At 69.6% G+C, this 10,552-nt stretch carries 8 protein-coding genes; 7 read left to right on the forward strand and 1 reads right to left on the reverse strand.

The features are described from left to right. The first annotated feature begins 178 nt into the window (after window positions 1–178). The 6 genes from ACFQVC_RS37855 to ACFQVC_RS37880 all read left to right on the forward strand — a co-directional run bounded on the left by ACFQVC_RS37855 (window position 179) and on the right by ACFQVC_RS37880 (window position 7,215). The gene (locus ACFQVC_RS37855) at window positions 179–1,795 is read left to right on the forward strand and encodes an L-lactate permease (RefSeq protein WP_381839585.1); all 1,617 of its coding nucleotides are present in this window, start codon (window positions 179–181) and stop codon (window positions 1,793–1,795) included. A gap of 127 nt (window positions 1,796–1,922) precedes the next feature. Next, window positions 1,923–3,290: a phosphomannomutase/phosphoglucomutase gene (locus tag ACFQVC_RS37860; RefSeq protein WP_381839588.1), complete on the forward strand. Its 1,368-nt coding sequence runs from the start codon at window positions 1,923–1,925 to the stop codon at window positions 3,288–3,290. 155 nt (window positions 3,291–3,445) lie between these two features. Next, window positions 3,446–3,616, forward strand: a complete 171-nt coding sequence (locus ACFQVC_RS37865) for a Trm112 family protein (protein WP_381839591.1) — start codon at window positions 3,446–3,448, stop codon at window positions 3,614–3,616. Between the two features lie 137 nt (window positions 3,617–3,753). Next, the gene (locus tag ACFQVC_RS37870; RefSeq protein WP_381839594.1) at window positions 3,754–4,884 is read left to right on the forward strand and encodes an SIS domain-containing protein; all 1,131 of its coding nucleotides are present in this window, start codon (window positions 3,754–3,756) and stop codon (window positions 4,882–4,884) included. A gap of 92 nt (window positions 4,885–4,976) precedes the next feature. Beyond that, window positions 4,977–6,128, forward strand: a complete 1,152-nt coding sequence (manA, locus tag ACFQVC_RS37875) for a mannose-6-phosphate isomerase, class I (RefSeq protein ID WP_381839597.1) — start codon at window positions 4,977–4,979, stop codon at window positions 6,126–6,128. 109 nt (window positions 6,129–6,237) lie between these two features. Beyond that, window positions 6,238–7,215, forward strand: a complete 978-nt coding sequence (locus ACFQVC_RS37880; RefSeq protein WP_381839600.1) for a cation diffusion facilitator family transporter — start codon at window positions 6,238–6,240, stop codon at window positions 7,213–7,215. A 192-nt stretch (window positions 7,216–7,407) separates the two neighbouring features. On the opposite strand, the gene ACFQVC_RS37885 is transcribed toward ACFQVC_RS37880, so the two are convergent. Further along, window positions 7,408–9,480, reverse strand: a complete 2,073-nt coding sequence (locus tag ACFQVC_RS37885; RefSeq protein WP_381839603.1) for a fructose-specific PTS transporter subunit EIIC — start codon at window positions 9,478–9,480, stop codon at window positions 7,408–7,410. A gap of 353 nt (window positions 9,481–9,833) precedes the next feature. Here ACFQVC_RS37885 and ACFQVC_RS37890 point away from each other — a divergent pair. Further along, window positions 9,834–10,552, forward strand: a 719-nt coding sequence (locus tag ACFQVC_RS37890; protein WP_381839606.1) for an adenosylhomocysteinase, incomplete at its 3' end; no start/stop codon positions are given.

Genomic DNA, 10,552 nt, shown 5'->3' on the forward strand with positions numbered 1-10,552 from the left:
GTTCATGGCGCACAAGGGTGCTCACGCTCGACGTTTCCTTTTCAACAATCGTTGCTGTCCGGAGCATTGACTTCCCCTTGGCGCGGACACGACGATTTCCGCCACCCGTGAGTGATCGCTTTCCGCATGCCGGAATGACGGAAGGCGGCGGAGCCCTCATGGCGTCCGGGAGGCCCGTGTGTTCGTGCAGGAACTGGAACCCGTAGCCGGCTCGCTCGGCCTGTCAGCGCTGATCGCGACGCTGCCCCTCGTCACCGTTCTCGTCCTGCTCGGCGCCGTCCGCATGAAGGCGCACAGAGCGGGCCTCATCGGCCTCGCAGTCGCCGTCCTCGTCGCCTGGCTCGCGTACGGCATGCCCCTCGGCCAGACGCTGTCCAGCGGCGCACAGGGCGTGCTCTTCGGTCTCTTCCCCATCATGTGGATCGTCGTCAACGCGCTCTGGGTGTACCGCATGACGGTGCGCACCCAGCACTTCGACATCCTGCGCCGCTCCTTCGGGCGGCTCTCCGACGACCCGCGTATCCAGGCACTCGTCATCGCCTTCTGCTTCGGCGCGCTCCTGGAGGCGCTCGCGGGCTTCGGCGCGCCCGTCGCGATCTGTGCGGTGATGCTGGTCGCCCTCGGCTTCGACCCGGTGCGCGCGGCCGTCGTCGCCCTGGTCGCCAACACCGCACCCGTCGCCTTCGGCGCCATGGGCACCCCGGTCGTGACGCTCGCTCAAGTGACGGGTCTGCCGCTGGACTCCGTCGCCTCGGTGGTCGGACGGCAGACGCCGCTGCTCGCCCTGGTCGTGCCGCTCGTCCTGGTCGGCCTCGTCGACGGCAGGCGTGGCCTGCGGGAGACCTGGCTGCCGGCCGTGGTGTGCGGATTCGCCTTCGCCGCCGCGCAGTTCGTGGCCTCCAACTACGTCTCGGCGCAGCTGGCCGACATCGGGGCCGCCCTCGTCGGCGCCGCCGCCCTGGTGGCGCTGCCGAGCGCACGCAAGCCCGCAGAGGAACGGGTACGCGCCGCGGTGCTCACCGGCGTACGCAGCGAGGACCTGGACACCGAGGACCCGCGCCCCCAAGTGCTGCGCGCCTACGCCCCGTACGCCCTCATCGTGGCCGTCTTCTCGCTTGCGCAGATCCCGGCCGTCAAGGACTTCCTCGCCAAGGCCACCCAGGTCTTCGACTGGCCCTTCCTGAACGTCGCCGACTCCGACGGCAACCCCGTCGGCGCCAATGTCTTCACGATGCCGCTCGTGTCGACGGGCGGCACGCTCGTCCTCCTGGCCGGCGTGTTCACGGCGGGCATCATCGGCTTGCACGCGCGCGTGGCGGTGCGGGAGTGGGTGGCCACGGTTCACGAACTGCGCTTCGCGATCCTCACCGTGACATCGGTCCTCGCCCTGGCGTACGTCATGAACCTCTCCGGACAGGCCGCCGTCATCGGGCACTTCGTGGCCGCGGCGGGCGCGGGACTCGCCTTCCTCTCGCCCGTGCTCGGCTGGTTCGGAGTGGCCGTCTCCGGCTCCGACACCTCCGCCAACGCACTCTTCGGGGCCCTGCAGGTGACGGCGGCCAGGGAGTCGGGACTCTCACCGGAGCTGCTCGCCGCCGCCAACAGCTCAGGCGGTGTCCTCGGCAAGATGATCTCTCCGCAGAACCTGACGATCGCCTGCGCGGCGGTCGGCCTCGCGGGCAAAGAGGGCGATCTGCTGCGCAAGGTGCTGCCCTGGAGCATCGGCCTGCTCCTGGTGATGTGCCTCATCGTGGTCGCGCAGAGCACGTTCCTGCTCGGCTGGATGCTGCCCTGAACCACCACCGCGCGGAGGCCGGGGGAGTCCATGGTCCCGCCGGGGCAGGGACCTTGGGCCCGGTTCGTACCGGACTGTCGGCGCCTGCGGGTACGTTTGGGTGACCGCACCGGATTCCAAGAGAGGGTTGGCCGTGGCTGATCTGTCGCAGATCGTGAAGGCGTACGACGTCCGCGGGGTGGTCCCGGACCAGTGGGACGAGTCCCTCGCGGAGCTGTTCGGGGCGGCCTTTGCGCAGGTCACGGACGCAGAGGCGATCGTGGTCGGACACGACATGCGGCCCTCTTCGCCCGGCCTGACGAGGGCCTTCGGGCGAGGTGCGGCGGCCCGTGGCGTGGCGGTCACGGAGATCGGCCTGTGCTCGACGGACCAGCTCTACTACGCGTCGGGCGCGCTCGGCCTGCCCGGGGCGATGTTCACCGCCTCCCACAACCCGGCGCAGTACAACGGCATCAAGATGTGCCGCGCGGGAGCGGCCCCCGTCGGACAGGACACCGGCCTGGCCGAGATCCGGCAGCTCGTCGAGCAGTGGTCGGAGACCGTCGCCCCGGCCCCGGCGGCCACCCCGGGCGAGATCACTCAGCAGGACACCCTCAGTGATTACGCCACGTATCTGCGCCGCCTGGTCGACCTGAGCGCGATCCGCCCGCTGAAGGTCGTCGTGGACGCGGGCAACGGCATGGGCGGCCACACCGTCCCCACCGTCTTCGACGGTCTGCCGCTCGAGCTGGTGCCGATGTACTTCGAGCTCGACGGCACCTTCCCCAACCACGAGGCCAACCCGCTGGACCCGGCCAACATCGTCGACCTCCAGAAGCGCGTGCGCGAAGAGGGCGCGGACCTCGGCCTGGCCTTCGACGGCGACGCCGACCGGTGTTTCGTGGTGGACGAGCGCGGCGAGCCGGTCTCCCCGTCGGCGATCACCGCCCTGGTGGCCGCCCGCGAGCTGGCCAAGCACGGCGGCAAGGGCACGGTCATCCACAACCTGATCACCTCGTGGTCGGTGCCGGAGGTCGTCAGGGAGAGCGGCGGCACGCCCGTGCGCACGCGCGTGGGCCACTCCTTCATCAAGGAGGAGATGGCCAAGTCCGGTGCGATCTTCGGCGGCGAGCACTCGGCGCACTACTACTTCCGCGACTTCTGGAACGCGGACACGGGCATGCTCGCCGCCCTGCACGTCCTGGCCGCGCTCGGCGGTCAGGACGGCCCGCTGTCCGAGCTGGTGGCGCAGTACGACCGGTACGCCGGCTCGGGCGAGATCAACTCCACAGTCGCCGACCAGGCGGGCCGCGCTGCCGCGGTCAAGGCGGCGTACGACGGCCGTGAGGGCCTGACCCTCGACGAGCTGGACGGCCTCACGGTCGCCGCCGACACCTGGTGGTTCAACCTGCGCCCGTCCAACACCGAGCCGCTCCTGCGCCTGAACGTCGAGGCGCGTGACGCCGAGACCATGGCCCGCGTCCGTGACGAGGTCCTCGCCATCGTCAGGGCCTGACCCGAACCGCTCCCGCGCGGGGCCCGGACCCCCGGTCGTCCGAGCCCCGCGACCCGGCGGCGCACCCCTGGCGGCGGTAGGCTGACCAGGCCGCATTCCATAGTCCTGGCTGCCAGTTCTCACTGCCGGTCCGGCTGTCCGAAGGGAACCGTTTCATGCCGCTCGAAGCCGGCCTCCTGGAGATCCTGGCCTGCCCGGCCTGTCACGCCCCCCTCAAGGAGGCGGACACCGAGCTGCTGTGCACCGGCAAGGACTGCGGCCTCGCCTACCCGGTGAAGGACGGCATCCCCGTTCTCCTCGTGGACGAGGCCCGCCGCCCCGCGTAAGCGCCGCAGCAGCTCCCCTACGCAGTGATGCAGTAGATGTAGTGCCGTACGCGTACACAGCGGACTCAGAGGTCACAGAAGACGCCAGACCGTACGTGAAGGCTGTTCCCGGCACCGGCGATCGGAGGCCTACCCCCGTGCTCGACGAATCGCTGCTCGACGACCCGGACGCACTCAACCGCGTCGACCGACGCGGGCTGCTGCGCGGCGCAGCCGAAGCGGGTGCCCGGGTGCGCACCGCCCTGCGGCACGCCGCCGAGGCGGGCATCACCGAACTCAAGCCGGAAGGACGCCCCCGCGCGGTGCTCGTCGCCGGCCCCGGCACCGCCTCCACCTGCGTCGCCGACCTGATCGGCGCGCTGGCGGGCGCCAGCTGCCCGGTCACCCGCCTGAGCCCCACCGGCGTCGCCCCTGCGGCGGGTGCCCTGCGCTGGTCGCTGCCCGGCTGGGCGGGCCCGGTCGACCTGCTCCTGCTCGCCACTCCGGACGGCACGGAGCCCGGCCTGGAACTCCTCGCCGAGCAGGCCTACCGACGCGGTCTGACCGTCGTCTCGGTGGCACCGGCCCGCGGCCCCCTGACCGAGGCCGTCGGCAGCAAGCACGGCCTCGCCGTTCCCATGGCGACCCCGCCCCACGAGGCGTACGACGAGACGGCACCTGCAGGCCCAGACGCCCTGTGGGCGCTGCTCACGCCGCTCCTCGCCCTCCTCGACCGCACCGGCCTGATCGGCGCTCCTCCGGACGTCCTGCAGAAGGTCGCCGACCGCCTCGACGCCACCGCCGAACGCTGCGGGCCGGTCGTCGCGACCTACAGCAACCCGGCCAAGACCCTCGCCGCCGAGCTGGACGAGTCCCTTCCGCTGATCTGGACCGAAGGCCCCACAGCGGGTCCCGTGGGGCGCCGCTTCGCCGCCGTACTCGGCGAGATCGCCGGCCGCCCAGCGCTCGCCGTCGAGCTGCCCGAGGCCCTGCCGGCCCACGGCGCCCTGCTCACCGGGGACTTGGCCGCGGGCGCCGACCCGGACGACTTCTTCCGCGACCGGGTGGACGAAGCACAGGCGCTGCGCGCGCGTGCCGTCCTCTTGCGCGACCGTCCCACCGGCGGTCTCAGCGCGGCTCCCGCTGCCCGTGAACTCGCCCTCGGACATGGCACCGCCATCAGCGAGTTGGAGCCGGAGGAGGGCGATGAGCTGGAGACGCTCGCAGAGTTGATCGCCGTCACGGATTTCGCCGCCGTTTACCTGGCGCTCGCTTCGGGGGGCCGATGATGACCACCGCCGACCGACCCGACCACGTACCCGTTGCGGATACCGCAGGTATCTAAAACGGTCTCGTGACCACGTACGAAAGAAGTCCCCGCATGGACCGCCTCTCCAACACGATCCGCCCGTACGCCTGGGGTTCGACCACGGCGATCCCTGAGCTGCTAGGCGTCGAGCCGACCGGGGAGCCGCAGGCCGAGATGTGGATGGGCGCCCACCCGGGCGCCCCCTCGCGCATCGAGCGCGGACCGCTGAACGAAGTGATCGACGCCGACCCCGAGGCCGAACTGGGCGCTCGGGCCGTCGCGAAGTTCGGCCCCCGGCTGCCCTTCCTCCTCAAGGTCCTCGCGGCCGGCGCCCCGCTCTCCCTGCAGGTGCACCCCAACCTCGCCCAGGCGAAGGAGGGTTACGAGGACGAGGAGCGCCGCGGCGTCCCGATCGACGCCCCGCACCGCAACTACAAGGATGCCAACCACAAGCCCGAACTGATCTGTGCGCTCACGCCTTTCGACGGCCTGTGCGGCTTCCGCGCCCCGGACGAGGCGGCGCGTCTCCTCGAAGGGCTTGATGTCGACTCCCTGAAGCCGTACGTCGACCTGCTGCACGCCCACCCCGAAGAGGCCGCGCTGCGAGAGGTCCTCACCGCCGTACTCAGCGCGGACCGCGACGAAATGGCCGCCACGGTCACCGAGGCCGCGACCGCCGCCGAGCGCATCGGCGGGCAGTACACCCCCTACGCCCTGATCGCCCGCGACTACCCGGGTGACCCCGGCGTCATCGCCGCCATGCTGCTCAATTACGTCCAACTCCAGCCCGGAGAGGCCCTGTTCCTCGGCGCCGGCGTCCCGCACGCCTACCTGAACGGGCTCGGCGTGGAGATCATGGCCAACTCCGACAACGTGCTGCGCTGCGGCCTGACCCCCAAGCACGTCGACGTCCCCGAACTCCTGCGCATCGTCCGCTTCGAGGCCACCGACCCGGGTGTCCTGCGCCCGGAGGCGGACGCGAACGGCGAGGAGGTCTACGAGACCCCGATCGACGAGTTCCGCCTCTCCCGCTTCGTGCTGACGACGGACTCCACGCCGCGCGACCTCACCGCCTCTACGCCCCAGATCCTGCTCTGCACGGCCGGCTCGGTGCGTGCCGGAGAGCTGGAACTCGCCCCTGGAGAGTCGGTTTTCGTTCCCGCGGGCGAAAAAGCGGAGATCTCAGGAAACGGCACCCTGTTCCGCGCCACCGTAGTGGCCTGATGCACCGTCGCCTCGCCGTGCTGCAACAATGACCCACCGCACGGCATGGGCACGGCGAGTTTTGGGACGTACGAGACGTACGTGACGTACGAAGGGACATCGGGCACACATGAGCGCGTCTGGCGGGACCAAGGCGATCGTGGCGGCACTCGCCGCCAACCTCGCGATCGCGGTAGCGAAGTTCGTGGCCTTCCTCTTCAGCGGCTCGTCGTCGATGCTCGCGGAGAGCGTGCACTCGCTCGCCGACTCGGGCAATCAGGGGCTGCTCCTCCTCGGCGGCAAGAAGGCCAAGCGCGAAGCCACTCCGCAGCACCCCTTCGGGTACGGACGTGAGCGCTACATCTACGCCTTCCTGGTCTCGATCGTCCTCTTCTCGGTCGGCGGCATGTTCGCGATCTACGAGGGCTACGAGAAGATCAAGAGCCCGCACGAGATCGAGCACTGGTACTGGCCGGTGGGCGTCCTGGTGTTCGCGATCATCGCCGAGGCCTTCTCCTTCCGTACCGCCATCAAGGAGTCCAACGCCATCCGCGGCAAGCTGTCGTGGAAGGAGTTCGTCCGGCGCGCCAAGGCGCCCGAGCTCCCGGTGGTGCTCCTCGAGGACCTCGGCGCGCTCGTCGGCCTGATCCTGGCCCTCGGCGGCGTCGGCCTCGCCCTGGCCACCGGGGACGGCATCTGGGACGGCATCGGCACCCTCTGCATCGGCGTCCTGCTCATCCTGATCGCCATCGTCCTGGCCGCGGAGACCAAGTCGCTGCTCCTCGGCGAGGCCGCGGGCACCGAGGAGGTCGAGAAGATCGAGGCCGCGCTCGTCGACGGCGACACCGTCACCGGCGTCATCCACATGCGAACGCTCCACCTCGGCCCCGAGGAACTGCTGGTCGCCGCCAAGATCGCGGTGCAGCACGACGACACGGCCACCGAGGTGGCGAGCGCGATCAACGCCGCCGAGGAGCGCATCCGCGCCGCCGTCCCGATCGCCCGCGTCATCTACCTGGAGCCGGACATCTACAGCGAGTCGGCGGCCGCCGCGGGTGTGAACCCGGCGAAGTCGCCGGGCGGCACCGGCCCCGACGAGGGACACTGACCGCGCCCTCCCGCTCGTAGGCCCGCACCTCACCGGGCTCGTACGCCGGACCGATACGCCGATGGGCTCCGCACCACAGTGGTGCGGAGCCCATCGGCGTATCGGTGCATCGGTGCATCAGGGCGCGTATCTGGATCACGCGCTATAGGGCCGGTTTCCGCGAGCTGGGAAAACCGGCCCTATAGGAGGGCGTTACTGAATCTCGCGCAGCACGTCGATGACCGCGTCCTTGTCCGGGGCGGCCATCAGCCGCTCCCGGAAGCCGGGGTCCATCAGCTTGCGCGAGAGCAGAGCCAGGATCCGCAGGTGCTCATCACCCGCGGCCGCCTCGGGCACCGAGATGATGAAGATCAGCTTGGCCTTGGTGCCGTCGAGCGCGCCCCACTCGATGCCCTCCTGGGAGCGGGCGAAGCCGACGACCGGAGAGGTCACCGCGTCGGTCTTGGCGTGCGGGATGGCGATCTCCTCACCGAGACCGGTGGTGCCCTGCGCCTCGCGCCGCAGCGCGGTCTGCACGAGCTCCTCGGTGTCGGCGACATTGCCGGTCGTCGCCAGGAGCGACGCCAGCTCCCGGATCGCGGACTCCTTGTCCTGCGAGTCCAGCTGCAGCTTCACGGTCTGCTCGCTCAGGTAGCCGGAGAGGACCTCGTCCTCGCCCGGTTCTGCGGCAGCCGGGGCCGGAGCAGGTGCTGCGGACGCCTTCTGTACGGAAGTGCCGCCGGCGTCGCCACCGAGCGCGGCACCCGCGCCGACCGTGGCCAGCGCAGGCTCCGGGCCGCCCACCGCGGAGGCACCGGCCTCGCCGCGCCGCTTGCGCTCGCTGATGTCGATCAGCGTGACCGTCGCGAGAGCGGTCACGACGGAGCCGATCACCACGGCCACGAAGAACATCGCGACGCCGCCGACCGCGCCGAGCACGGCGACGATCGGGCCACCGTGCGGCACGGCGTCCTTGACCCCGGCGAGACCTGCGATGGCACCGGCCACCGCGCCACCGAGCATGTTGGCGGGGATGACCTGCGCGGGCCGGGCGGCGGCAAACGGAATTGCACCTTCGGAGATACCGAAGAAGCCCATGAACAAGGAGGCCAGACCCGTTTCGCGCTCCTGCTCCGAGTAGAGCTTCTTACGGATCAGCGTGGCCAGGCCCTGGCCGAGCGGCATGACCGGGATGGCGGCGGCGCACATACCCATGACGGTCTGGTTGCCGGTGGCGATCAGACCCGCGCCGAAGAGGAACGCCGTCTTGTTGACCGGGCCGCCCATGTCGAAGGCGATCATGAGACCGAGGATCGCGCCGAGGAGGATGGCGCTGGTGCCGGTCATCCCGCTCAGCCAGCTGGTGAGATGCTCGAAGATCCACGAGATCGGCTTGCCGATGACGTAGATGAAGAAGAGGCCGAGTGCCGTCGTCGCCACGATCGGGATCACGATGATCGGCATGATCGGCTGGACGAACTTCGGGACCTTGATCTTCTTGATCCACAGCACCAGGTAACCGGCCAGGAAGCCGGTCACGATGGCGCCGATGAAGCCCGCGCCCGCCTTGGAGTCGTACAGCTCACCGGTATTGGCGATCCAGCCACCGATCATGCCTGGCACGAGTGCCGGCCGGTCGCCGATCGCATACGCGATATAGCCGGACAGAATCGGCACCATCAGCGTGAAGCCGATGACACCGATCTGGTTGACGTGCATCCAGAAGGAGCCGTCGGGGATGACGAGGCCGCCCTTGGGATCCGTGTGACCACCGAGCGACAGCGAGATCGCGATCAGCAGACCGCCGACCACGACGAACGGGATCATGTACGAGACGCCGTTCATCAGCGCCTTGTACGCGAGGCTGCGCTCCTTGCCACCGCCGCCTGCGGCGCCTATCGCCCCGCCGGCCGGGGCGGAGCCGCCTCCGCCGTGCACGGGCGCGGACTGCACCTGCTCGATCAGCTGCTCGGGGCGGCGGATGCCCTCGGCGACACCGACGCTCAGGATCTTCTTGCCGGCGAAGCGGTCGAGGTCGACCTCCTTGTCGGCGGCGATGATGACGCCGTCCGCCTCTCTGACATCGTTGTCGGAGAGCACATTTTCAGCCCCGATGGAGCCCTGGGTCTCCACCTTCATCTCGATGCCGAGACTCTCGGCGGCCTGCTGCAGCTTTTCCGCTGCCATATAGGTGTGGGCAATGCCGGTGGGGCAGGCCGTCACCGCGACCAACTTCCTCTGCCCCGCCTGGCCCGCACCCGCTGGAGGGTCGCTCGGACTGGTCACGTGGATCTCCTAACGCCTTCGTCACCCAAGATCGCGCGTATGTTCCCGATCTCAAGGCATCCTGCAACAGATAAGCGCACAATCAAAAGTCCAAAAGTCCCTAATTGGGGCGGTCTGGATGCCTATCGCGTAGTGCTGGCGCGGGCAGAGGGGGACTGGGGCTCACTGGGCCGATCGGTGTAGATTCGTAACCCAGCCAGACGTCGCTGCTGATGGCGGTCGGGCGGTCCGCGAAGGACCGTCCGAGGGAGAGAGGGCCTCGGACGACTGCGCTGCGAGTACCGGGCATTAGTGTGCCCGTTGCCGCAGACCAGCCATGCCCGACCTCGACCTATTACGAGGAGCAGCTCGACATGACGACTGTCGCCAACCGGCAGGACTTCAAGGTCGCCGACCTCTCCCTCGCGGAGTTCGGCCGCAAGGAGATCACCCTCGCCGAGCACGAGATGCCCGGCCTGATGGCCATCCGCAAGGAGTACGCCGCAGCGCAGCCCCTCGCCGGTGCGCGGATCACCGGCTCCCTGCACATGACCGTGCAGACCGCGGTGCTCATCGAGACCCTGGCCGCCCTCGGCGCCGAGGTCCGCTGGGCCTCCTGCAACATCTTCTCCACCCAGGACCACGCCGCGGCCGCGATCGCCGTGGGCCCGAACGGCACCCCGGACGCCCCCTCCGGTATCCCGGTCTTCGCCTGGAAGGGCGAGACCCTGGAGGAGTACTGGTGGTGCACGGAGCAGGCGCTGACCTGGGCGGACGCTCCCACCGGCGGCCCGAACATGATCCTGGACGACGGTGGCGACGCCACGCTCCTCGTCCACAAGGGCGTCGAGTACGAGAAGGACGGAAAGGTCCCCGCCGTGGAGACGGCGGAAAGCGACGAGCACCGCGTCATCCTCCAGCTCCTGCACCGCACCCTGGGTGAGAACCCGCAGAAGTGGACCAAGCTCGCTTCGGAGATCCGTGGTGTGACGGAGGAGACCACGACGGGTGTGCACCGGTTGTACGAGATGCACCGGGACGGGACGTTGTTGTTCCCGGCGATCAATGTCAATGACGCGGTGACGAAGTCGAA

The organism is Streptomyces monticola (genome assembly GCF_042665355.1).
In the GTDB taxonomy this organism is placed as follows: Bacteria; Actinomycetota; Actinomycetes; order Streptomycetales; family Streptomycetaceae; genus Streptomyces; species Streptomyces monticola.

Excerpts from the sequence above, each read along its gene's own strand:
- ACFQVC_RS37865 (WP_381839591.1), top strand. The coding sequence starts at position 3,446 with ATGCCGCTCGAAGCCGGCCTCCTGGAGATCCTGGCCTGCCCGGCCTGT.
- manA (WP_381839597.1), top strand. The coding sequence starts at position 4,977 with ATGGACCGCCTCTCCAACACGATCCGCCCGTACGCCTGGGGTTCGACC.
- ACFQVC_RS37880 (WP_381839600.1), top strand. The coding sequence starts at position 6,238 with ATGAGCGCGTCTGGCGGGACCAAGGCGATCGTGGCGGCACTCGCCGCC.